General features: G+C 70.3%; 19 protein-coding genes and 1 pseudogene. 8 read left to right on the forward strand and 12 right to left on the reverse strand.

Annotation, left to right across the window (positions count from 1 at the left end; translation table 11 throughout):
* Positions 1–11 precede the first annotated feature (11 nt).
* Positions 12–1,256 (forward strand): saccharopine dehydrogenase C-terminal domain-containing protein, encoded by a 1,245-nt coding sequence (locus AB0P29_RS08170; protein WP_363379354.1) that lies wholly within the window; start codon positions 12–14, stop codon positions 1,254–1,256.
* 42 nt (positions 1,257–1,298) lie between these two features.
* Positions 1,299–1,526 (forward strand): annotated as a pseudogene (locus AB0P29_RS08175) (UTRA domain-containing protein); the annotation flags it as partial.
* A gap of 80 nt (positions 1,527–1,606) precedes the next feature.
* Here the strand turns inward: AB0P29_RS08175 and AB0P29_RS08180 are convergent.
* From AB0P29_RS08180 to AB0P29_RS08190, 3 genes are all read right to left on the reverse strand, one after another.
* Entirely contained in the window at positions 1,607–2,962 is a 1,356-nt protein-coding gene (locus AB0P29_RS08180; RefSeq protein ID WP_363379355.1) for a CotH kinase family protein, read from the reverse strand.
* Positions 2,963–3,108: 146 nt separating this feature from the next.
* Positions 3,109–4,272: an acyl-CoA dehydrogenase family protein gene (locus tag AB0P29_RS08185; RefSeq protein ID WP_217529244.1), complete on the reverse strand. Its 1,164-nt coding sequence runs from the start codon at positions 4,270–4,272 to the stop codon at positions 3,109–3,111.
* 120 nt (positions 4,273–4,392) lie between these two features.
* A complete protein-coding gene (locus AB0P29_RS08190) occupies positions 4,393–5,343 on the reverse strand; it encodes a M15 family metallopeptidase (RefSeq protein WP_363379356.1) in 951 nt (316 codons plus the stop codon).
* A 96-nt stretch (positions 5,344–5,439) separates the two neighbouring features.
* On the opposite strand from AB0P29_RS08190, the gene AB0P29_RS08195 reads away from it, so the two are divergent.
* A complete protein-coding gene (locus AB0P29_RS08195; protein ID WP_363379453.1) occupies positions 5,440–7,536 on the forward strand; it encodes an intein-containing Rv2578c family radical SAM protein in 2,097 nt (698 codons plus the stop codon).
* 1 nt (position 7,537) lies between these two features.
* Here the strand turns inward: AB0P29_RS08195 and AB0P29_RS08200 are convergent, their stop codons facing one another.
* Together AB0P29_RS08200 and AB0P29_RS08205 are read right to left on the reverse strand one after the other, a co-directional pair.
* Entirely contained in the window at positions 7,538–7,963 is a 426-nt protein-coding gene (locus tag AB0P29_RS08200) for a GNAT family acetyltransferase (protein WP_363379357.1), read from the reverse strand.
* 22 nt (positions 7,964–7,985) lie between these two features.
* Entirely contained in the window at positions 7,986–10,034 is a 2,049-nt protein-coding gene (locus AB0P29_RS08205; protein WP_363379358.1) for a DEAD/DEAH box helicase, read from the reverse strand.
* A 233-nt stretch (positions 10,035–10,267) separates the two neighbouring features.
* On the opposite strand from AB0P29_RS08205, the gene AB0P29_RS08210 reads away from it, so the two are divergent.
* The gene (locus AB0P29_RS08210) at positions 10,268–11,170 is read left to right on the forward strand and encodes an aldose 1-epimerase family protein (RefSeq protein WP_363379359.1); all 903 of its coding nucleotides are present in this window, start codon (positions 10,268–10,270) and stop codon (positions 11,168–11,170) included.
* Positions 11,171–11,173: 3 nt separating this feature from the next.
* On the opposite strand, the gene AB0P29_RS08215 is transcribed toward AB0P29_RS08210, so the two are convergent.
* From AB0P29_RS08215 to AB0P29_RS08225, 3 genes are all read right to left on the reverse strand, one after another.
* A complete protein-coding gene (locus tag AB0P29_RS08215) occupies positions 11,174–14,452 on the reverse strand; it encodes an efflux RND transporter permease subunit (protein ID WP_363379360.1) in 3,279 nt (1,092 codons plus the stop codon).
* An 85-nt stretch (positions 14,453–14,537) separates the two neighbouring features.
* Positions 14,538–15,500 carry a DNA topoisomerase IB gene (locus AB0P29_RS08220; protein ID WP_363379361.1) on the reverse strand — a complete coding sequence of 321 codons (963 nt, stop codon included), beginning with the start codon at positions 15,498–15,500 and terminating at the stop codon, positions 14,538–14,540.
* A gap of 1 nt (position 15,501) precedes the next feature.
* Entirely contained in the window at positions 15,502–15,771 is a 270-nt protein-coding gene (locus AB0P29_RS08225) for a Rho termination factor N-terminal domain-containing protein (RefSeq protein WP_363379362.1), read from the reverse strand.
* Between the two features lie 185 nt (positions 15,772–15,956).
* Here AB0P29_RS08225 and AB0P29_RS08230 point away from each other — a divergent pair, with 185 nt between their 5' ends.
* Positions 15,957–16,115 carry a hypothetical protein gene (locus AB0P29_RS08230; RefSeq protein WP_164499361.1) on the forward strand — a complete coding sequence of 53 codons (159 nt, stop codon included), beginning with the start codon at positions 15,957–15,959 and terminating at the stop codon, positions 16,113–16,115.
* Between the two features lie 100 nt (positions 16,116–16,215).
* On the opposite strand, the gene AB0P29_RS08235 is transcribed toward AB0P29_RS08230, so the two are convergent.
* Positions 16,216–16,974 (reverse strand): MerR family transcriptional regulator, encoded by a 759-nt coding sequence (locus tag AB0P29_RS08235; RefSeq protein WP_363379363.1) that lies wholly within the window; start codon positions 16,972–16,974, stop codon positions 16,216–16,218.
* Between the two features lie 136 nt (positions 16,975–17,110).
* Here AB0P29_RS08235 and AB0P29_RS08240 point away from each other — a divergent pair, with 136 nt between their 5' ends.
* The gene (locus AB0P29_RS08240) at positions 17,111–17,962 is read left to right on the forward strand and encodes a DUF4097 family beta strand repeat-containing protein (RefSeq protein ID WP_363379364.1); all 852 of its coding nucleotides are present in this window, start codon (positions 17,111–17,113) and stop codon (positions 17,960–17,962) included.
* A gap of 1 nt (position 17,963) precedes the next feature.
* The gene (locus AB0P29_RS08245; RefSeq protein WP_363379365.1) at positions 17,964–18,566 is read left to right on the forward strand and encodes a PadR family transcriptional regulator; all 603 of its coding nucleotides are present in this window, start codon (positions 17,964–17,966) and stop codon (positions 18,564–18,566) included.
* A 1-nt stretch (position 18,567) separates the two neighbouring features.
* Here AB0P29_RS08245 and AB0P29_RS08250 read toward each other — a convergent pair whose 3' ends face one another.
* Entirely contained in the window at positions 18,568–19,128 is a 561-nt protein-coding gene (locus tag AB0P29_RS08250) for a universal stress protein (protein ID WP_217529093.1), read from the reverse strand.
* Between the two features lie 146 nt (positions 19,129–19,274).
* Between AB0P29_RS08250 and AB0P29_RS08255 the strand changes: the two genes are divergently transcribed.
* Positions 19,275–19,484: a DUF3073 family protein gene (locus AB0P29_RS08255; RefSeq protein WP_064003512.1), complete on the forward strand. Its 210-nt coding sequence runs from the start codon at positions 19,275–19,277 to the stop codon at positions 19,482–19,484.
* 16 nt (positions 19,485–19,500) lie between these two features.
* Here the strand turns inward: AB0P29_RS08255 and AB0P29_RS08260 are convergent, their stop codons facing one another.
* Both AB0P29_RS08260 and purF read right to left on the reverse strand, forming a co-directional pair.
* The gene (locus tag AB0P29_RS08260; protein ID WP_363379366.1) at positions 19,501–20,733 is read right to left on the reverse strand and encodes an MFS transporter; all 1,233 of its coding nucleotides are present in this window, start codon (positions 20,731–20,733) and stop codon (positions 19,501–19,503) included.
* A gap of 18 nt (positions 20,734–20,751) precedes the next feature.
* Positions 20,752–22,215 (reverse strand): amidophosphoribosyltransferase, encoded by a 1,464-nt coding sequence (gene purF, locus AB0P29_RS08265; RefSeq protein ID WP_217529089.1) that lies wholly within the window; start codon positions 22,213–22,215, stop codon positions 20,752–20,754.
* Positions 22,216–22,223 lie beyond the last annotated feature (8 nt).

The raw sequence follows: 22,223 nt of genomic DNA on the forward strand, positions 1-22,223 counted from the left end.
AAGGACCCCGCATGCGCATCCTCATCATCGGCGCCGGCGGCGTCGGCAGTGCCGCCGCCCGCATCCTCCGCCGCCGCGACTTCTTCGAGGCCGTCGTCATCGCCGACTACGACCCGGCCCGCCCCGAGGCGCTCGTGGCGGAACTCGGCGACGAGCGGTTCGCCGCGGCGCAGGTGGATGCCTCGAGCGCCGAGTCCGTGGCATCCCTGATCCGCGAGCACTCGGCCACCCATGTGCTCAACGCCGTCGACCCGCGGTTCGTCATGCCGATCTTCGACGGCGCCTTCGCGGCCGGGGCGACGTACCTCGACATGGCGATGAGCCTGTCGCAGCGGCATCCGGAACGCCCCTATGAGGAAGTGGGCGTCAAGCTCGGCGACGCGCAGTTCGCCAAGGAGCAGGAGTGGAAGGATGCCGGGCGCCTGGCGCTCGTCGGGATCGGCGTCGAGCCGGGCCTGTCGGACGTCTTCGCCCGGTACGCGGAGGACGAGCTGTTCGACGAGATCGACGAGCTGGGGGTGCGCGACGGGGCGAACCTCGTCGTCGCCGGGTACGACTTCGCGCCGTCGTTCTCGATCTGGACGACGATCGAGGAGTGCCTGAATCCGCCCGTCGTCTACGAGGAGGGGAAGGGCTGGTACGTCACCGAGCCGTTCAGCGAGCCCGAGGTGTTCGACTTCCCCGAGGGCATCGGTCCGGTCGAGTGCGTCAACGTCGAGCACGAGGAAGTGCTCCTCATGCCGCGGTGGACCAAAGCAAAGCGCGTCACGTTCAAGTACGGCCTCGGCGACGAGTTCATCGAGGTGCTGCGGGTGCTGAACAAGCTCGGCCTCGACAAGACCGACCCGCTGTCAGTGAAGGGCGTGCAGGTCTCACCGCGCGACGTCGTGGCGGCTGCCCTGCCCGACCCCGCCACGATCGGCGACAAGATGAGCGGCAAGACCTGCGCGGGCGTCTGGGTGACGGGCACCGGCAAGGACGGGAAGCCCCGCTCGACGTACCTGTACCACGTGGCTGACAACGAGGAGACGATGCGCGAGGACAACTCGCAGGCCGTCGTCTGGCAGACCGCGATCAACCCCGTCATCGCGCTCGAGCTGCTCGCCCGCGGCACCTGGTCGGGCACGGGCGTGCTCGGCCCCGAGGCGTTCGACGCGAAGCCGTTCCTCGACCTGCTCGCGGCACCGAAACCCGAGGGCTACGGCTCACCGTGGGGCATGCGCGAACAGCCGCATCCCGTCGCGTCGGAGGCCTGAGCCGCGGGTCGCACGGCGAGGTCCCGATCCGGCCGGGGCGACGACGTCGTCTTCGTGCGCCGGCAGCGCAGCACCGACGGCGTCCCCGTCGCGGTGTTCGAGAACTACCTGCCGTCGGAGTTCGCCGACATCACCCGTGAGCAGCTCGAGGAGCACGGGCTCTACGAGATCCTGCGCGCGCGGGGCGTCACCATCCGGGTCGCGAAGCAGAAGATCGGCGCGCGCAGCGCCCGCGGCGACAGCTTCGAGACGACTCTCGTCGCCAAGTAGGCCCGTCTCACGCCGCCGAGGTCCCGATCGGGCCGGGTGACCGCGCAGGTTTTCCGACCCGATCGGGACCTCGATGTGCGTCAGTCCGCGAGTCGTTCGAAGGATGCCGTCAGGTCCGCGGCATCCGCGGCGATGACGTCGGCCTCGACCAGGTCGCCGGCACCGGCCACGAGCGCATCCGACCAGGTCTGGAGGATGTCCTCCGCGGCGCCCGAGCCGTAGAAGAGATCCTTCAGCTCCTCGAGCTCGCTCTCGTAGAGCGCGCGGAAGTCCTCGTCGGCGAGAAAGCGCGAGGCCAGGGTGTTCGAGCCGCCGCGACCCCCGCCGCCGCCCATCTGCGCGCCCGCGTCGTCACCCGGCAGGGTGGGCCGATCCGCACGGGCGTCGCCCTCGGGCGCTGCCACATCACCGCGGTCGGGTGCTACCGCGTCGCCGCGGTCGGGCATCGCCATCCCGTCCCCGCCGGCACCGCCCGCTCCGGCACCGCTCGGCGACGCGCCGAAGGCGAGATTGAGATCCCAGTTGACGACGGTCATCAGGCCGGTGTCGGCGTCGTAGGCGAGGTAGGAGTTGTTCCCCGGCCCGTCGATGTCGTCGAAGTTGTCGACGACATCCTGGAACGCGAGGTAGGTCGCGAACTCCGTGACGTCGAGGTGCGCCGACAGTTCGGCGCTGAACGTCTCGTCGTCGGAGTCGTTGATGAACTCCAGGAAGGAGATGAGCGGGGTGAGGTCGTCGTCGCCCGCCTCCTGATCGAAGACGTCCGTGTACGACTCGGGATCGTCGCCGCGGTAGGAGTAGTCCCCGCCCGACTCAGCCTTGTACAGCGCGGTCGCGCCGAGAGTGGAGTCGTTCCAGCTGTCGCCCGGGTTCTCGACGACCAGGCGCAGCGCGGTCGACCCCGCGATCGTGAACCGTGTGGCGGCGGCCTGTTCGCTGGCGAGGCCGGCCAGGTCGAGCAGGTCGAGCGCGACGGCTTCGTTCAAGGAGGTCTCGGAACTGTTCCCCCGGACGACGAACTCGGTGATGCCCTCGTGGTTCTGGCCGTCGACGAACTTGTCGAGCCGGATGATCCACGGGATGCCGCTCGGGTCGTCGTCGCTCGTGACGCTCTTCAGCGACGAATTGCCCTTCAGCTTCAGCCCCGCACCCTGATAGACCTCGCCGTCGATCGTGACGGCGGCCTCGATCCATTCCTTGTCCCCGGTGCTCTCGTACGTCTCGAGCAGCTCGGCGAGCGCGTCGTCGTCCACGTCGACCGAGATCGAGTGGACGGTGGAGGAGTCCCAGAAGCTGGCCGTCGAGGTCGAGAGACGTGCGGCATCCGTTTCCCCCTCCCTCTCGTCGGTGGTGGGGGCGACGCACCCGGCGAGAACGACGGCACCCGCCGAGACGAGAGCGAGCGAAAGAGCGAGGCGGAGGTGTCGAATGGGCATGCGCCGATCCCACCCCGCCATCCTTAACCGCGCCTAAGACGCGGCTAACGTCAGCATTCGGGTTCGTCCCCCCGCGCCGCCGAGGTCCCGATCGGGCCGGGTAACCGCGCGGGTTCTGCGGCCCGATCGCGACCTCGGTCGTCGGGTCAGCGCTTGCCGGCGATCCGGCGCGACACGATGTCGCGCATGATCTCGTTCGTGCCGCCGTAGATGCGGTGGACGCGGGCGTCGAGGAAGGCGCGGGCGATCGGGTACTCCATGATGTAGCCGTAGCCGCCGTGCAGCTGGACGCAGGCGTCGAGCACTTCCCACTCGCGCTCGGTGGCCCAGAACTTGACCTGAGCGGCATCCTCGGCGGACAGCTTGTTCTCGCCGTACAGGGTGATCGCGCGGTCGACGTAGGCCCACAGCGCGTCGACGGTCGTGACGAGGTCGGCGAGGGTGAAGCGGGTGTTCTGGAAGTCGATGATCCGCTGACCGAAGGCCTCGCGGTCCTTCGTGTACGCGACCGTCCATTCGACGCCCGCCTGCGCGGCCGCGGCGCCCGCGACACCGATCGACAGGCGCTCGAGCGGCAGGTTCATCATGAGCTGGATGAAGCCCTTGCCCTCTTCGCCGCCGATGAGGTTCGCGTCGGGGACGAAGACGTCGGTGAAGCTGAGCTCGGCCGTGTCGTGGCCGTGGAAGCCCATCTTGTGCAGCTTCTTGCCGTGGTCGAAGCCCGCCATGTCGGCCTCGAGCAGCAGCAGCGAGAAGGCGTCGGGCCGGTTGCCCTCGCCCGTCTTCACGAACACGACGAAGATGTCGGCGGTGGCGCCCGACGAGATGAAGGTCTTCGCGCCGTTGACGATGTAGCCGCCGTCGGTCTTCTTCGCGGTCGTCGAGATGCCGCGGAGGTCCGATCCCGCACCGGGCTCGGTCATCGCGAGCGCACCGATGATCTCACCGGTCGCCATGCGGGGGAGCCAGGTCTCCTTCTGCTCCTGCGTGCCCATGTGCACGAGGTAGGGCACGGCCAGGTCGTCCTGGATGCCGAAGGCACCGGCGAGCGATCCCGCACCGGCCCGGATGACCTCTTCATTGACGATCGTGCGGAAGCGGTAGTCCTGCAGCATCCCCGCGCCGCCGAACTCCTCCGGCACGCTGAGCCCGATCACACCGGCCTCGCCGGCCGCGCGCATCGTCGCCCGGTCGATCTCGCCGGCGGCATCCCACTGTTCGCGCTTCTCGTTGGTGACGTAGCGCTTGATGAACTCCTTGACGACGTCGCGGAACGCTTCGTGGTCCTCGTCGTAGATGTTCCGCTCCATGTGCGGACCCCCTTCGTGTCGGCGCGACGCTGCGCTCGTGGGCGGCGTCGCCACCCTCCACTGTACGCGCGCCGTGGGATCGGATGCCAGGGTGAGCGCGACTGAGTTCCGCGGCGAGCCTCAGCCGTAGTCGGGGGCGGGCTCGAGTCCGAAGAACTCCTCGAGGGTGTGGAAGCCGCCGTCGGCGTAGGCGGCGGCCAACTCACGGCCGATGAACCGCAGGTGCCACGGCTCGGCGGAGTAGCCCGTCGTCGCGGTGCGTCCCTCCTCGTAGCGGACGATGAAGCCGTACCGCCAGGCGTTCTCGGCGATCCAGTCCGACTGCGGGGTGCCGCCGAAGCCGTCATGGTCGCCGCATCCGGAGTCGCATGCCACGACGTCCACGGCGAGTCCGGTCTGGTGCTCGCTGTGGCCGGGGCGTGCACTCCGGAGGTCGGCGGCGGCCTTGCCGCGCATCGAGACGTAGCGGTTGTACGTGTCGACCTGGAAGTCGTAGGGGCGGAACCCGCTGCTCACCCCGATGGTGCCCGCCGCGGCCCGCACGTCGGCCGAGAGCTCGTCGAGCGCCGCCGCCGTCTCGTCGAGCAGCCACCCGCCCGCCACGATCCGGGTGTCCTGCGGACGCGCCTGCGGTGTGGGCCAGTAGTCGATCGGATCGAGGGCTTGCCGCTTGTTCGCGACCACCCAGAGGCGCCCCGCCTCGTGCAGGTCGACGCAGGGGGCCGCGCCGTCGGCGATCGCCGCGCGGAACGGTTCGGCGCCGCCGAACGCGGCGATCACGTCGCGGTCGGAACCGTTTTCGAGCGCCGCGGTCACGGCATCCGTCTCGCACAAGGCCGGCTCGGCCTCGGGGGTCTCCGGCGTCGGCGTCGGTGTGCTCGTCGGCACGGACGAGGGCGGAGCGGGGGTGGATGCCGGTTCGGCGACGGCGTCGTCGGGGGCGAGGGCGCGCGGGAGGACGACGACGAGGGCGATGATGAGCGTCGCGACGAGGGCGAGCAGGACGACCGCGCGGCGCTGGCGTCGCCGACGGAGCACCCGCCGCCTCGCGGCGCTCCTCGACTCTGACACGTGATCATTGTCCCAGGCCGGAGAGTGCGTCCTCGATGTTCTACTCTCCCGCGCGCGGCATTGACTCTTCCCTCGTAGATGTGTTCGACTGAGGAGATGCGGTGGCAGGGGCAGGACATCTCGACGGTCGATGAGGCCGCCCTGCCCGGGCTCGAGTCGATGGGCGGTCTCGTCCGCTCGGTGACGACGCCGGAGTTCGCCGGGATGACGTTCCACGAGGTGGTCGCGAAGTCCGCGCTGAATCGCGTGCCGAGCGGTTCCGCGATGCCGTTCTCGTGGACCGTGAACCCGTATCGAGGCTGCTCGCATCGTTGCGTCTACTGCCTGGATCCCGAGACCCTGGTCATGACGGCTGAGGGTCGACACAAGCGGCTCGGGGACGTGCGCGTCGGCGAGGACTTGATGGGGACGCGGGTGGATGGTGCGTACCGGCGCTACGTCCCCACGACGGTGCGCGCCGTCTGGCACACGCGGAAAGCGGCCTACCGGATCACCCTTGCCGACGCGACGGAGATCATCGCGAGTGGCGATCATCGGTTCCTGACCGAGCGCGGATGGAAGCACGTGACGGGGACGACATCGGGCGCCGGCCGTCGTCCGCATCTGACCACGGGGAATCGTCTGCAGGGGTTCGGGATGGGCGCCCCGCGCGGGCAGAGCGCTTTCGTCGCCGACCCGGACTTCGAACGGGGATACCTCAGTGGGATGATCCGCGGCGACGGGATGATCTTCCATGGCACGTACACCGACGCGAAGCGGGTCCGGGTGATTCACCGATTCCGCCTCGCGTTGGCGGATGTCGACGCGTTGGACCGGACTCGGCGCTTCCTGGAGCGGGCAGGAGTTCTCACGCACGAGCGAGCGTTCACTCCGGCGACGGACGTGCGGCGGCCGATGACGGCGATCCACACGGCACGGCAGGCCGATGTCGAGACGATCGAGACGCTGATCGTCGAACCCATCGCACCCTCGTCCGCCTGGAGGGCGGGATTCCTGTCCGGCATCTTCGATGCGGAGGGCTCGTGCTCGCGCGGCATCCTCCGCGTCGTCAACACGGACGAGCGGCTGCTCGAGACGGTGTCGACCTCGCTCGACCACTTCGGGATCGGCTTCATCCGAGAGCCCGTGCGGCCCAATGGTCTGAGGGCGATCCGCGTGACCGGCGGGCTGCCCTCGCGGGATCGGTTCTTCCGGATCACCAGCCCCGCCATCACGCGGAAACTGTCGATCGTGGGCGCGGCCGTGAAGACCGCGACCGATCTGACGGTGATCTCGATCGAGGACGTCGGTGAACGCGATCTCGTCGACATCTCCACGGACACCGAGGACTTCATCGCCGCCGGGGTGGTCAGCCACAATTGCTTCGCCCGCAACACGCACACCTACCTCGACCTCGACGCGGGGGCCGACTTCGACTCGCAGATCGTCGTGAAGGTGAACGTGGCGGAGGTGCTCGCGCGGGAGCTCGCCAAGCCGTCGTGGCGGCACGAACCGGTCGCCCTCGGTACGAACACCGATCCGTACCAGCGGGCCGAGGGCCGCTATCGGCTGATGCCGGGCATCATCGACGCCCTCGCCTCGAACGGCACGCCGTTCTCGATCCTCACGAAGGGCACGCTGCTGCGCCGCGACCTGCCGCAGCTGACGGATGCCGCGACCCGCGTCCCGATCCACATCGCCATGTCGATCGCGATCCCCCACGAACCGTTGCGTCAACTCCTCGAGCCGGGCGCGCCGTCGTTCCAGGCACGGCTCGACACCGTGAAGGCCGCGACGGATGCCGGTTTCTCGGTGACCGTGTTCCTCATGCCGATCGTGCCGCACCTGACCGACGGGATCGACGTGCTCGACGACGCGATCGCGCGGATCGCGGCATCCGGTGCGCGTCGGGTCGTCTTCGGCGCCCTACACCTGCGGCCGGGCGCGAAGGAGTGGTTCTGGCAGTGGCTGGAACGCGAGTGCCCCGACCTCGTGCCGGCCTACCGCGGTCTCTACCCCGGCGTCTCGGTCTCGGCGCCGAAGGGGTACCGGTCCTGGCTGTCCGCGCGGGTGCGTCCGCTGCTGCGTAAGCACGGACTGCACGGCAGGCTCGAAGAGGAGGACGCTCCCCCGCGCGGGCTCGGCCCGGTGCGGACCACGGGTCCGGTCATGAAGGCGGCGACGCGCGAGCAGGCGGCAGCGATGCTGTTCTGACTCAGTCGTCGGGGATGAGGCGTTTGCCGAGGACGGAGGTCGCGTCCCGCGCGTAGCCGAGGGCGTCGTAGAACTCGACGACCCCGTTGTTGCCCTCTCGGACCATGAGCATGACCTTCGGGCATCCCAGGACCTCGAGCCGGCGCTCCGCCTCAGCCACCAGCATCCGGCCGATCCCCTCGCCCCGGCGATCGGGAGCCGACGCCAAGTAATACAGCCAGCCGCGGTGTCCGTCGTACCCGGCCATCACGGCGCCGATCACGAGGTCGCCGTCTGCCGCCACCAGCAGCAGATCGGGCCACACCGCGCGCGCCCGTGCGACGTCGCGGTGCGGGTCGTTCCACGGACGGGTCAGGCCGACCTCGTGCCAGAGGGCGACGACCTGCGCGACGTCGGGATCACCGAGGGGGCGGATGACGACCGGCATCCGCCCACCCTAGTGACACCGCTCAGGCGTCGACGTTCGCGGCCTGACGACCCGTGATCTCCTCGAGCACGTCGTCGCCGATGCGCGCCTCGTCGAAAGGCGCATCGATCTCGGCGCGCTCGAGCATCTCGGTCATGCGCCGACGACGCTGACGCGTGATCAGCGTGACGACCGTGCCCGCGCGGCCCGCGCGACCGGTGCGGCCCGAGCGGTGCGTGTACGTCTTGTACTCGTCGGGAGCGTCGGCCTGGACGACCAGGTCGATGTCGTCGACGTGGATGCCGCGCGCCGCGACGTCGGTCGCGACGAGCACGTTCACCTTGCCGTCGGTCAGACGCTGCAGGTTGCGGGTGCGCTTGGCTTGGTTGAGGTCGCCGTGGAGGGCGACGGCAGCGATCCCGGCATCCTCGAACTGCTCGACGAGCATCTCGGAGTACGCACGGGTGCGCGTGAAGACGAGCGTCTTGCCGTCGCGGTCGACGAGCGAGGTGAGGATCTCGGCCTTGTCGCGGTGGTCGATCACGAGGACGCGGTGATCGATCGTGCTGGTCTCCTGCGTCTCGCCCGCAACCTCGTAGACGGCCGGGTTCACGAGGAACTCGTCGACCAGAGCAGCGACCTCGCGGTCGAGCGTGGCGGAGAAGAGCAGCTTCTGCGCGTCGTCCTGCACGAGGCGGAGGATCCGCTGCATCGGCTCGAGGAAGCCCAGCTCGCTCATGTGGTCGGCCTCGTCGAGGACGACGATCCCGACCTCGGACAGGTCGAGCTTGCCCTGCTTCTCGAGGTCCTCGATGCGGCCAGGGGTGCCGATGACGATGTCGACGCCCTTCTTGAGCGCGCCGACCTGGCGGCCCTGCGGGACGCCGCCGTAGACCTGCGTCGTGAAGAGGCCGACGCTCCGCGCGAGCTCCTGCACGGTGCGGTCGATCTGCAGCGCGAGCTCGCGCGTCGGCGCGAGGATCAGCGCCTGCGGCGAACGGCCCCACGCGCGGCGCTTGCCGACCTGGCCGCGCAGCACACGCTCGACGAGCGGAGCGCCGAATGCGATCGTCTTGCCCGAGCCGGTACGGCCACGGGCGAGGACGTCACGGCCCTCGAGGATCGGACGGACAGTGGCTGCCTGGATCGGGAACGGGCTCGTGGCGCCGAGACCTTCGAGGGTGCGCACGATGTTCTGGCCGAGCCCGAGGTCGGCGAACGACGCCTGCTCGACGGATGCGGCATCCACCGCTTCGGCCTGGAGACGCTCGTGGACGACGTCGACGTGCTCCTGGTGCGCCTTCGACTTCTCGGCGGCGTTCTCCCCACGGCCACTCCACGCGCCGCTGCCGCGCCGCGCGGAGCCTCCGGCCGCCTGGGCCCAGTCCGACCGGTTCGCGCGCTCGTCGCGGCGGGGCCGGTCGTCGCGGCGGGGCCGGTCGTCGAACGAGCGCGCGGTGCGGTCGGCGCGGTCGAAGCGCGGGCGCTCGGGACGGCCAGTACCGCGGAATTCGCGTGCGTCACGGCCGTTTCCGGCGTCACGAGGGGCGCGGCGGTCGGAATCTCCGCGGTCGTTGCCACGGTCGACGCGGTCGAAGCGGGGGCGCTCGGTCCGGCCGAACCGCGCACGATCGTCGCGCTCGGGGCGGCCGTAACCGCGGACATCCTGCCCATCCCGACGCGAATCGGCCCCACGGGGGCCCCGACGATCGAAATCTCCGCGGTCGTTGCCGCGCTCGCGGTCGAAGCGCGGGCGCTCCGCACCACCGGCGCGGTCGAAACGCGGGCGCTCCGCGCCACCGGCACGGTCGAAACGGGGGCGCTCGCCAGCGGCGGCGCGGTCGCCGCGGGCGTGCGAGCGGATGCCGCGGGCCTCGGCCCGGCCGGCGCGGTCCTGCTCGGTCCAGCGGCCCTTCGCAGGTGCCGACTCCTCGGCGGCGCGGAAGCCGCGGTGCTTGGGGCTCTTGCTGCCGGCGGTTCCGGCGGAGGCCTGGCCGGGGCGGCGCTTGGCGTCCTGGTAGGAGGTCTTCTTGCCGTAGCGGGGCTCGAAGTTCTGCGCGCGGCCGCCGGCCGGCTTCTTGTTCTTGGGCATGCGTGTGCTTTCTGGGTTCTCGCACGAAACAGCGCCGTGCGCGCACGCACGGTGAGACCCGGACTTCCGTCGGCCGGGGGCCATTCCAGTTACTGGTTCCGACACCACGGAGCGGGTGTCGAGATCGGCCCCGAGGACTACACAGGATGCCCGCGCACAGCGCGGTGTCCTCCGCCGACGGGTCCACGATACCCGGCCCACCTGGGAACCCGCCGCGCCGATACGCTGACCGCATGGCCGCCGATCCCACCGGAACCCGCTTCGCCCTCCGTGCCGCCGACGTCTCGGCCGAGATCACCGAGGTCGGGGCCGCGCTCCGGGCGCTGCGCGTCGGCAGCGTCGACCTCGTCCCGGACTACCCCGACGACGCGCCGACACCCGCGGCATCCGGCATCGTCCTGGTCCCCTGGCCGAACCGCGTCCGCGACGGCCGCTGGGAGGACGACGGCGAACTCCGCCAGCTCGCGATCACCGAGCCGAAGCTCGGCAACGCGTCGCACGGGCTGCTGCGGTTCGCGTCGTACCGGGTGGAGGAGCAGACGGATGCCGCGCTCACCCTGCGGGCCGACGTCGTGCCGCAGACGGGGTACCCGTACCACCTCGCCACCCGCGTGACCTACCGCCTCGGCGAGCGCGGCATTCGGGTGACCCACGAGATCACGAACATCGGCGACGGCGACGCCCCGGTCGCCCTCGGGACGCACCCGTACTTCCGGATCTCCGACGTCGACACCGCCGACCTGTCACTGCAGGTCGAGGCGCGGACCTGGTTCCGCCTGGACGATCAGAGCATCCCGGTCGCCGAGGAGTCGCTCGACGACGAGCACGACCTCCGCACGCCCCGACGCGTCGGCGACCTGTCGCTCGACGTCGCCTTCGCGGGACTCCCCCGCCGCGACGGACGGATCCATGCGCACCTGATCGCCCCGGACGGGCGCCGCCTCACGGTGTGGGCGGGCGAGGGATTCGAGTACGTCCAGGTCTTCACGACCGACCGCTTCCCTGGGCACGACCTGGCCGTCGCGATCGAGCCGATGACGGCGCCGGCCGACGCGTTCAACTCCGGCCGGAGCCTGCGGCGTCTCGCCCCCGGCGAGAGCTGGACGCTCGAGTGGGGCGCCGACCTCGTCGGCTGACCCTCACTCCTCGCGCCGCGGCTCCTCGTCGGACGCCGCCGGCGCCTCGACCGCCGGGATCTCGATGTCCGGGGCCTCCTCGATCACGAGCGCCGTGTCGACGGCCGCCGCGCCGGTGACCGCTCCCGCCGAAGCCGCGGCATCCCGACGCGCGCGTCGCGTGAGCGGCGCCTCGGTCGCGGTCGCGGCGGGCACGACGTCGCCGCGCTTGGCGGCGCGACGCTCCTCGGCGCCCTCGACGAGGTTGTAGAGCGCGGGCAGCACGAGCAGGGTCAGCACGGTCGACGACACGAGTCCGCCGATGACGACGATCGCGAGCGGCTGCGAGATGAACCCGCCGTGCCCCGTGATCCCGAGCGCCATCGGCGTGAGCGCGAAGATCGTCGCGAGGGCCGTCATGAGGATCGGCCGCAGTCGGCGCGCACCGCCGGCGAGCACCGCCTCGGGCGTGGACAGACCCTTCTCGCGGTACTGGTTCACGAGGTCGATGAGGACGATCGCGTTCGTGACGACGATGCCGACGAGCATCAGGACGCCGATGAGCGACGCGACGCCCAGCGGCACACCCGAGACGATCTGCAGCAGGATCGCCCCCGTCGCCGCGAAGGGCACCGAGACGAGCAGCAGCACCGGCTGCCGCAGCGACTTGAAGGTCGCGACCATGACGATGTAGACGATGAGGATCGCCGCGAGGATCGCGAGCCCGAGCTGTGCGAAGGCGTCCTGCTGCTGCGTCACGACCCCGCCGATCTCGGCGTCGGCGCCCTGCGGCAGGTCGACGTCGGCGAGGGCCGTGGTGACGGCCGCGTTCGAGGCGTTCAAGTCGTCGGTGGCCGGGGTGACGGTGACGGATGCCGTGCGCTGACTGCGCTCGCTGGTGATCGACGACGGTCCCTCGGACTGCTCGACGGTCGCCACCTCGTCGAGGCGCACGAGGCCCGACGCGCTCGCGATCTCGAGCGAACGGAGTTCGTCGATCGTCTGCGGGATGTCGGCCGCCTTCAGGTACACGGTGAGCGACGCGTCGTCGATCTCGACGGTGCCGATCTGTCGCGGCTGCATCGTGTTCGACACGAGCCCGCCGACGGCGACCTCCGACAGGCCCAGCTCGGCCGCCTTGTCGCGGTCGACGGCGACCGAGACGAAGGGGAGGGATGCCGAGAGGTTCGAGTCGACCTGCTCGATGCCCTTCGCGTCCCGGAGCGCGGCGACCACCGCGTCGGTCGCGTCGCGCAGCACGCCGGCGTCCGGCGCAGTCACGTCGACCTCGATGTCGGTCGACCCGAAGCCGCCCTGCGCCGCCGAGACGACGACCTCACCGGCATCCGGCAGGTCGGCGACGGCCTGCTGCACGTCGGTGCGGATCTGCTCCTGGTCGGCGTCGGGGTCGGTCGTGATCGAGTACGTGATGCCGGTGCCCCCGCCCGAGAACGCGTCGCGGAGCGCGGACCCGCTCGAGCCGATCGAGGTCTGCACCGTCTCGATGCCGTCGACGTCGAGCAGGACCTCCTCGACGCGCTTCGCGGCGGCGTCCTGGGTCTCGAGGCTCGCGGTGTCGCCGACGTTCTGCGTCACGGTGAAGGTGTTCTGCCCCGAATCGCCGAGGAAGTTGACCTTCATGAGCGGGGCGGCCAGGACGGTGCCGCCGAGCACGAGGACGGCGAGCAGCAGCGTCACCACCGAGTGCTTCAGCGTCCAGCGCAGCACCGGCAGGTAGGACTTCTGCAGGCGGCTCGGCGGCGCGGCCGGGTCTTCGGGGTCGATCGCCCGACCCGCGGCATCCGTCACCGGCTTGCCCGGCCGCAGGAACCAGTACGCGAGCACGGGCACGATCGTCAGCGCGACGAAGAGCGACGCGAGCATCGCGATGGTGACCGTCAGCGCGAACGGACGGAACAGCTCGCCGGTGAGGTCGCCGACGAAGGCGATCGGCAGGAACACGGCGACGGTCGTGAGGGTGGAGGCCGTGATGGCGGCCGCGACCTCGCGGACGGCGAGGAGGATCGCCTGCAGCTTGGCGGCGCCGCCGACGTAGTGCCGCTTGATGTTCTCGATGACGACGATGGAGTCGTCGACCACACGGCCGATCGCGATCGTGAGGGCGCCGAGGGTCAGGATGTTGAGCGAGTAGCCGAAGGCCTGGATGCCGATGAACGTGATGAGCACGCTCGTCGGGATCGAGATGGCGGTGACGAGGGTCGAGCGCACCGACAGCAGGAAGATCAGGATGACGACGACCGCGAACGCGAGCCCGAGGAGCCCCTCCTGCGCGAGCGCCTCGATCGACTGCTCGATGTAGGGCGCCTGGTCGAAGACGACCGTGATCGTCGCGCCGCTGCCGATGTCGTCCTGCAACGCGCCGATCGCGTCGCGGACGAGGTGCGAGACGTCGACCGTGTTGGCCGCGGGGAGCTTCGTGATCGACACCGTGAGCGCGGGCTTGCCGTCGACGCGCGAGATCGAGGTCACCGGGTCGGTGTCGAGGACGACGTCGGCGACGTCCCCGACGGTGACCTTGCCGGCGGCGAACTGGTCGGCGTCCGTGGGGACGAGCGGGAGCGCGGCGATCTCGTCGATGGAGTCGAGCTTCGTGCCGGTCTGCACGGTGAGGGTCTGGTCGCCCTCGTCGATCGTGCCGCCGGGGAACAGGACGCCGTTCTGGTCGAGCGCGTCGGTGATCGCGGTCTGCGTGTACCCGTCGGCGGCGAGCGCGGCCTGGTCGGGGGTGATCGTCACCCGCGAGGTCTGCCCGCCGACGATCTGCGCGGCGGCGACTCCGTCGAGGTCCTCGATGTCGGGGACGACGGCGTTCTCGAGCCGTGTCTGCACCTCGGTCGCGTTGTCGTATCCCGTGACGGCGAGCGCGATGACGGGGAGGTCGTCGGTCGAGAAGGCGAGGACGCTCGTGTCCAGACCGTCGGGCAGCGTGTCGTCGATGCGGTTGATGGCCTGCAGGATCTTCTGCTCGGCGGTCGCGAGGTCGGTGCCGTAGGCGAAGGATGCCCGGATGATCGACGCGTTCGTCGTGCTCGTCGACGACGTGGACTCGAGGTCGGGGACGGCCTGGATCGCCTGCTCGATCGGCGTCGAGACGTCGTTGTTGACGACGTCGGGGGATGCGCCGGGGTACGTGGTCAGGATCGACAGCTGCGGCAGCTGGATCGGCGGGATCAGCTCCTGCTTGAGGCTCGTGAGGGCCAGTCCGCCGAAGACCGCCGCGACGATCGTGATGAGGGCGATGAGCGCGCGGTTCTTGAGGCTCAGGACAGCGAGGTTCGACAACGGAGGCCCATTTCACGGTGCAGGTGAGGGATGCGGGGGTGCGCGTCAGTATTTCACGGCACCCCACCCGCGGGGCTGGGAGGGGTCAGGTGAGGATGAGCGTCCGGATGGCGGATTCGGGCGACACGGTGGTGTCGAGCAGGATGCCGCGACGGTAGCGGTCGAACACGCGCGGGTCGATGTACGAGCTGCGCGCGACCGACGGGGTGTTGCCGAGCGCCTCGGCGGTCACCTTGACCGCGAGGACCTCGGCGCGCTTGAGGTCGGACTTCTTCGTCGAAGGCCCGATGCGGGCGAGGGCGTCGGCGGCGGTGATCGTGCCCCGCAGGGTGCGGAAGTCCTTCGCCGTGAACGTCCCCCCGGTCATCGACCGGACGTAGAGGTTGACGTCCCGGGGCGTGAGGGCGACGCGGCGACGCCCGCGGAGGTAGGCGAGCAGCGGCGAGCTCGGCCTGCCCGCGACGAGCAGCTCCACGGCCGCGGCGAGGTCGGGGTCCTCGACCTCCATCTCCTGGCGCTGGCCGCTCTTGCCCGGGAAGCGCAGCGCGACGACGGTGCCGTCGACGACGGCGTCCCGGCGCAGCAGCGTGGTGAGGCCGCGGCTGCCGTGCGTGACGAGGTAGCGCTCGGCTCCCACGCGCGGCGCGGCGAGGTCGAGCAGCCGGAAGGCGGCGGCGAGCACACGCTCCTGGTCGATGTCCTCGCGACGGATCGACGTCGTGACGCGTCCGCGCGCCCGCGGCAGCGCCTCGGCGAGCTGCAGCGCCCGGGCGTACTTGCCCTTGTCGCGTCCCGCCGTCCACTGCGGGTGGTAGCGGTACTGCACCCGCCCCGCCTCGTCGACGCCGGTCGCCTGGATGTGCCCGTTCGGGTCGGAGCAGATCCACACGTCCTGCCACGCGGGCGGCAGGACGAGGGCGCGCACGCGGTCGGCCTCCGCCTTCGGGAGGGGGTCGCCGTCGGCATCCACGTACCGGAAGCCGGTCCCGGAGCGCAGCCGGCGATAGCCGACGTCGGTGCCGGGCCGCACCCGCTTGAGCCGTGGCACGTCAGTGCGATCGGAGCATGTCGATGAGGTCGGCTTTGCGGGCGTGGGAGTACCCGCGGATGCCGAGCTCCTTCGCGCGGCCGCGGAGGTCTGCCACGGTCCAGTCCTCGTAGTCTCCGGACGCGCCGCCCCGGCGGCCCACGGCGCTGCGGCCGTCGCGCGCGGCGGCGTTGGAGATGCGCGCGGCCTTCTCCTTCGAGGCGCCGTCCTTGCGGAGCTCTTCGTAGAGATCGGGGTCCTTCAGGCTGGTCGAGCCGCGTCCTGCCGGCATGGTGCATCCGCCTCACGTCATCCGTGCGGACGGGGATCGCCCGCGTCCGGCCACGTTATGTCACCGCCCGCAGCGCCTGTCAAGGCCCTGATCCGCCTGGGAGAACGCTGATAGCAATGGGTACGACGCACACCCGCGTCACCCCCGCTCCGGCGGACAACGGAGACAAACAGAGGGAGCCTCCAATGAACCTTGCACTCATCATCATCATCGTGATCGCCATCGTGCTGGCGATCGTGGGTGGCATCACGGAAGGTCTCCAGTTCCTGCTCTGGGTGGCCATCATCGTGGGTGTCATCGCGCTGATCGCCTTCTTGCTGCGGGTCCTCCGCAAGAACACCTGATCGTCTGACGCGCACCCCCAGGCGCGTCAGCGGCGCTCGCCCCCACGAGCGCATCGAGGCCCCCTCCCGATCTCGGTCGAGGGGGCCTCGTCACGTCCGCTCACGACCGGTCGAGGTGGTGGCGCAGCGCGTCCCGGACGAACGTCGCGCCCGCCGTCCCGCCGTAATTCGCACCGAAGCGGTCGTCGGCCACATACATGTCGGCGAGGCCGAGCACGTATCCGCGGAGGTCGCCGCCGTCGGCGGCGGGCGTTCCGGGGATGCTCTCGAGCCACGCGATGTGCCGCGCGGCGAGCTCCTGCGCCTCGTCGGAATCGGGACGGATGCCGCGGCCCGCCGCGTCGCTCCAGTTGGAGGTCAGCTGCGCGCTGCGCTCCATCCAGCCCTTCTTCTCGTCGGCCGACATCCCGCGCCACCAGGCGTCGGAGCGCGCGTACGCGTCGGCGCCCCAGCGCTCGGTCACCTCCTCGCGGTGCACGGTGTGGTCGAAGCCGTCGAACATGTTCTCGGCCATGGGTTCCTCTCCTCTTCTCCTTGCGTCGAGGGTCGATGCGACGGCGGCGATCTGCCGGTCGATGCGCGCGCGTTCGGTCTCGAGCCAGCCCAGGTGGGTGGCCAGCGCCGCGGTCTCGTCGACGTCCTCGGCGAGGACCTCTGCGATGCGGGGCAGACCCAGTCCGAGCTCGCGCAGCAGCAGGATGTGCTGCAGGCGGCGCAGGGCGGCGGCGTCGTAGAACCGGTACCCCCCGGTGCCCGTCCGCGTCGGCGACAGGAGTCCGACCTGGCCGTAGTGGCGCAGGGTGCGGCTCGTCGTCCCCGCCAGGCGGGCGAGTCCCTGGATCGACCATTCACGCGTCATGACGACCACGCTAGAACTTGACGCAGCGTCAAGGTCAAGCGCTCGTTGCACATAGGTCTCGACAATTCGAGATATATCGTGTTACCGTACCTGCAACGCGATATATCTTGATTCGCGATCGACCGCAGGAGACAACATGACTCTCGAGAAGTGGCTGGTCCAGCCCGGGGAGACCCGCGTCATCGACCTCGACGGCATCCGTCGACTCAAGGTGGGACTCGTCGGCGGACAGATCGACGTCGTCGCCCACGACGAGCCCGGCGTCCGCATCGAGGTGCACTCCGTCACGCAGAAGGAACTGCGCATCGAAGCTCGTGACGGTGCAGTGGAGATCGATCACGCACAGCTGCGCTGGGACAACTTCCTGTCGTCGTTCCGCAACTTCGGCAGCGGCGGACCGCAGGCGGAGGTGAGCATCGCGGTTCCGCGCGAGATCGCCCTCACCCTCGGCGTCGTCAGCGCGAGCGCGCTCGTGACGGGGCTCGTCACCGACGCGAAGCTCAACACCGTGTCGGGTGACATCATCGTCGACGGCCTGACCGGCGACGTGACGGTGAACTCGGTCTCGGGCGACGTGCAGATGCGCGACCTCACCGGCACGCTCAACGCCAACGCGGTCTCGGGCGCGATCACCGCGGCCGGCACGATCCGCACCGCGTACGCCGACACCGTCAGCGGCGCCGTCCTCATCGACTCGGCCGGACCCACCCAGAACGTCTCGTTCAACACGGTCAGCGGCGCCGCGACCCTGCGCCTCGACGAGGCCGTGGCGGCGAAGTACACCCTGCGCACGGTCAGCGGGAAGCTGAACGTCGACGGCATCGACCGATCCCAGAGCGGGATCGGCTCGACCTACTCCGGATCGGTGGGCGAGCTCAGCGGCTCGTTCGCGGAGGTCCGCGCCAACACCGTCTCGGGCGACGTCTCCGTCATCCGACGCGTCGCCTCGGCGATCACCGACCCGACCCCCGCGGCAGAGGAGTACTGACATGCCCCCCGTCTTCTCCCACGGCGACCTGCGCCTCTACCTGCTGAGCCTGCTCGACGAGGCGCCGCGCCACGGGTACGACCTCATGCAGGCGCTGTCCGACCGCACCGGCGGCACGTACACCCCCAGCGCCGGCACGATCTACCCCCGTCTCTCGAAGCTCGAGGAGGAGGGTCTCGTCACCAAGACCGTCGACGGCCGCAAGACCGTCTACGAGATCACGGATGCCGGTCGCGCCGAAGTGGCGTCGCGCTCGGGCGACCTCGCGGGCATCGAGGCCGGCCTCGCGGACAGCGTCCGTCTCATCGCCGACGAGGTGCGCGCGGGCGTGCAAGAGGCCATGCGCAGCCTGCGGGCCGACCTGGCCGCGGCATCCGCTGCTCCCCGCCGGGAGGCTGCCTCGACGGCTCCCGATCCCCGGGCCGCCTCGCGCGAACAGGCGCGACGCGCGGACGAGCTGCTGGCCGAGTTCCGGGCCGGTCTGCGAGCCGACCTGCGCGGTCACGTCGCCCGCGGCGGCGACCTCGCGGCATCCGTCGTCGACGACCTGAAGACCGCGCTCGACGAGACGGCAGAGGCCGTCCGGCGCGCGATGCGCAGCTGACTCAGCTGCCGGGCCAGAGCTCCTCGGGCCAGTCCTGCCGGTCGCGCCACGGGTCCTCGTCGTCCTTCACGGGCTCCCCCAGGGGGACGACGAGGACGGGGCGCGGCTGCCGATGCGCGAGGCGTGCCGCGACCGACCCCGTGAAGAACTCCCGGATCGAGTCACCGATGCCGCGCTTGCGCGTGCCGACGACGATGAGACGCGCCTCGGTGCGCTCGGCGAGGTCCTTCATCGCCAGCGCCGGGTCGCCCGCCAGCATCTCGAGCGACCACGCGACGTCGATGCCCGACAGCGCCGCGGTGGCCTGGTCGCGCAGCTGGGCCTCGAGCGCCTCGCTCGGGATCGCGTCGAGGTTGATCGGCGCCGTGTGGACGTAGCCGTCGGGATCCTCGTAGGAGACGAACCGGGTGATGTCGACGTGGGCGATCAGCAGGGCGGCGCCGTGGAGCCGGGCGTACTGCGCGGCTTCGCGGAGGACGCGGGCCGGCTGCCCGGGCACAATCCCCGCGATCACGGGGCGATGCGGACGGCGGGTCTGCGGCTGCGATACGGCATCGGACATGTCGGATCACCCTTCCTGGATCCCCGCCGCGAGGGCGGTGGGAACGCTCCGTGGTACCCTGAATGCTACTCTTCCCGGCCACTGCCGGACTGTGACTCGTCGGGCTGCCGGACCAAGCCCGCACTCGTGAAATGAGGGGGTTACGCATGGGGCGTGGCCGTCAAAAGGCGAAGAACACCAAGATCGCCCGTGAGCTGAAGTACGACACGTACAGCTTGAACATCAACGCGCTCGAGCGTGAGCTCGGCGCGCCCGGTGACGAGCAGTACGAGGACAAGTGGGCCGACCAGTACGCCGACGAGGACGACGAAGAAGACCCGTCGGCCGCGGCCCCGGCATCCTTCGAGAAGGCCTGACCTCTCGCTCGTCCGCTCACCACGAACCGTGGCGCTGTTCCCACTCCTGTTCGACCGTCTTCCGTCGCGCGATCACGACGCCCGCCGGCACGGCGAGCAGTGAGATCGCGAGGAGTATGACCAGCGGCACCGTCCACGACCCCGTCGCATCGTGGATGAGGCCGACCCCGGTCGGCATCAGCATCGTCACGCCGTAACCGAGGCTCTGCGCGAACGAGCTCAGCGCGACCGTCGCGTCGTGCGTGCGCGTGCGCAGCCCGACGGACGTCAGGACGAGCGGGAACAGCAGCGGCAGGATGCCGAGCAGCGCGACCCAGAGCCAGGGGGCGGATGCCGGGGCCACCAGCAGTCCGCCGGCGCCGAGCACCCCCGAGGCCGAGGCGACGATGAACAACGGCAGCACGACGCCCCGCCGGGCGACGAGCACCGGCACGACGAGCGACGCGGGCAGTCCGATCAGCGCGAAGAGCGACAGCAGCGTGCCGGCGACCTGCGGCGTCACGCCCGCCGTGTCGACGAGGATCTTCGGCAGCCACGCGAACGACGTGTAGGCGACGGCGCTCGAGACGAAGAAGGTGACGGCGAGGGCCCAGGCGGTGGGCAACCGCCACATCCGCCCGAACACCCGTGTGCTCACGGGTTCGAGGTCCACCTCGGCGAGGGCGGCGCGGCGGGCGCGCAGCGCGAGCACGATCCAGGGGGCGAGCCCGGCCAGGGCGAAGACCGCCCAGAGCCCCAGCGACGTGCGCCACCCCGCGGCATCCGCCACGGGCACCGCGACCAGCGGAGGCACGAAGGTCGAGATCGCCATCATCGTCGAGTAGACCGTGGTCATCAGGCCGATGCGGTCGGGAAAGTACTTCTTGACCAGCGCGGGCAGGAGCACGTTGCCGACCCCGACCCCGGCGAACACGAGCGCCGAGCCGAGCAGCAGCCCGTACGCGTCGCCGGCTGCCGCGCGTGCCACCAAGCCGAGGGCGACGGCGCCGAGTGCGACGAGCGTGGTCCGCTCGAGCCCGAAGCGACGCTCGAACCCCGAGGCGAGGAGGCCGAACACCGCGAAGCACAGCGGCGGCACGGTCCCGATCAGGCCGAGCACCGCGGCGGGAAGGACGAAGTCCTCGCCGATCGCATCGAACAGCGGCGAGAGCGACGCGACCGCCGAGCGCAGCGAGAACGCGAGCAGGACGATGCCGACGAGGGCGAGGATCCGACCCCGACGCACGGCGAGGGGATCGGGGGACGTCACCGATTCAGCCTAGGCGGCTCAGGACTCCTGGGTGCCCTCGACCCAGGCGAGGTACTCGTCGCTCACCGTGCCGGTGACGTAGCGACCGTCGAAGCAGCTCATGTCGAGGTCCTCGACGTCGGGCGCACCCTCGAGGATCGCGGCCTTCAGGTCGTCGATCTCCTGGTACACGAGGTAGTCGCAGCCGAGCTCCTCGGCGATCTCGGGGATGGTCCGGTTGTATGCGACGAGCTCGTGACGCGACGGCATGTTGATGCCGTACACGTGGGGGAAGCGGATGGGCGGGGCGGCCGAGGCGAAGGTCACCGAGGTGGCCCCGGCATCCCGTGCCATCTGGATGATCTCGCGCGAGGTGGTGCCCCGCACGATGGAGTCGTCGATGAGGAGGACGTTCTTGCCCCTGAACTCGGTCGACATCGCGTTGAGCTTCTGGCGCACGCTCTTCTTGCGGATCGCCTGGCCCGGCATGATGAACGTCCGGCCGATGTAGCGGTTCTTGTAGAAGCCCTCGCGGTACTCGATGCCGAGCTTGCGCGCGACCTGCATCGCGGCGGGACGCGAGGAGTCCGGGATCGGCATGACGACGTCGATCGAGCCCTCGGGGGTGTACTTCGCGATCGTGTCGGCGAGGCGCTCGCCCATGCGGAGGCGGGCCTCGTAGACCGAGATGCCGTTCATGACCGAGTCGGGACGGGCGAGGTAGACGTACTCGAAGGAGCAGGGCACGAGCTTGGGGTTCGGCGCGCACTGCTTCGTGAAGAGGTTGCCGTCGAGATCGATGAAGACCGCCTCGCCGGGCTCGACGTCGCGGACGACCTCGAAGCCGCCGTTCTCGAGGACGAGCGACTCGGAGGCCACGGTCCACTCGTACCGGCCGTTCTCGGCCCGGCGGGTGCCGAGGATCAGCGGACGGATGCCGAACGGGTCGCGGAAGGCGAGCAGACCGTACCCGGCGATCAGGGCGATGGCGGCGTACGAGCCCTCGACGCGCTGGTGCACGCGCGTGACGGCCTCGAAGATCTGCTCGTGGTCGAGCTCGAGCCCCGAGATGACGGCCTGCAGCTCGTTCGCGAGGACATTGACGAGCAGCTCGGTGTCGGAGCTCGTGTTGAGGTGCCGGCGGTCGGTGCGGAAGAGCTCCTCGGTGAGCTCGCGCGTGTTCGTGAGGTTGCCGTTGTGGACGAGGACGATGCCGTACGGGGCGTTCACGTAGAACGGCTGCGCCTCCTCCTCGTTCGAGGCGGTCCCCTTCGTCGCGTACCGCACGTGACCGAGGCCGATCGTACCGAGGAGCGAGCGCATGTCACGGGTGCGGAACGCCTCGCGCACCATCCCGCGGTTCTTCGCGATGTGGAAGACGCCACTCGACTCCGCTGTCGCGATGCCGGTCGAGTCCTGTCCGCGGTGCTGCAGCAGCAGCAGTGCGTCGTAGACCTCCTGGTTGGCGGGTCCCTGTCCGACGACGCCGACGATTCCGCACATGGGTGTAG

The organism is Microbacterium sp. NPDC080220, assembly GCF_040686395.1.
In the GTDB taxonomy this organism is placed as follows: Bacteria; Actinomycetota; Actinomycetes; order Actinomycetales; family Microbacteriaceae; genus Microbacterium; species Microbacterium gawkjiense.

Coding starts and splice junctions, on each gene's coding strand:
- AB0P29_RS08225 (WP_363379362.1), bottom strand. CDS start 15,771: ATGCCGGCAGGACGCGGCTCGACCAGCCTGAAGGACCCCGATCTCTAC.
- AB0P29_RS08250 (WP_217529093.1), bottom strand. CDS start 19,128: ATGTCCGATGCCGTATCGCAGCCGCAGACCCGCCGTCCGCATCGCCCC.
- AB0P29_RS08170 (WP_363379354.1), top strand. CDS start 12: ATGCGCATCCTCATCATCGGCGCCGGCGGCGTCGGCAGTGCCGCCGCC.
- purF (WP_217529089.1), bottom strand. CDS start 22,215: ATGTGCGGAATCGTCGGCGTCGTCGGACAGGGACCCGCCAACCAGGAG.
- AB0P29_RS08185 (WP_217529244.1), bottom strand. CDS start 4,272: ATGGAGCGGAACATCTACGACGAGGACCACGAAGCGTTCCGCGACGTC.
- AB0P29_RS08240 (WP_363379364.1), top strand. CDS start 17,111: ATGACTCTCGAGAAGTGGCTGGTCCAGCCCGGGGAGACCCGCGTCATC.
- AB0P29_RS08200 (WP_363379357.1), bottom strand. CDS start 7,963: ATGCCGGTCGTCATCCGCCCCCTCGGTGATCCCGACGTCGCGCAGGTC.
- AB0P29_RS08180 (WP_363379355.1), bottom strand. CDS start 2,962: ATGCCCATTCGACACCTCCGCCTCGCTCTTTCGCTCGCTCTCGTCTCG.
- AB0P29_RS08195 (WP_363379453.1), top strand. CDS start 5,440: ATGCGGTGGCAGGGGCAGGACATCTCGACGGTCGATGAGGCCGCCCTG.
- AB0P29_RS08255 (WP_064003512.1), top strand. CDS start 19,275: ATGGGGCGTGGCCGTCAAAAGGCGAAGAACACCAAGATCGCCCGTGAG.
- AB0P29_RS08205 (WP_363379358.1), bottom strand. CDS start 10,034: ATGCCCAAGAACAAGAAGCCGGCCGGCGGCCGCGCGCAGAACTTCGAG.
- AB0P29_RS08210 (WP_363379359.1), top strand. CDS start 10,268: ATGGCCGCCGATCCCACCGGAACCCGCTTCGCCCTCCGTGCCGCCGAC.
- AB0P29_RS08245 (WP_363379365.1), top strand. CDS start 17,964: ATGCCCCCCGTCTTCTCCCACGGCGACCTGCGCCTCTACCTGCTGAGC.
- AB0P29_RS08230 (WP_164499361.1), top strand. CDS start 15,957: ATGAACCTTGCACTCATCATCATCATCGTGATCGCCATCGTGCTGGCG.
- AB0P29_RS08235 (WP_363379363.1), bottom strand. CDS start 16,974: ATGACGCGTGAATGGTCGATCCAGGGACTCGCCCGCCTGGCGGGGACG.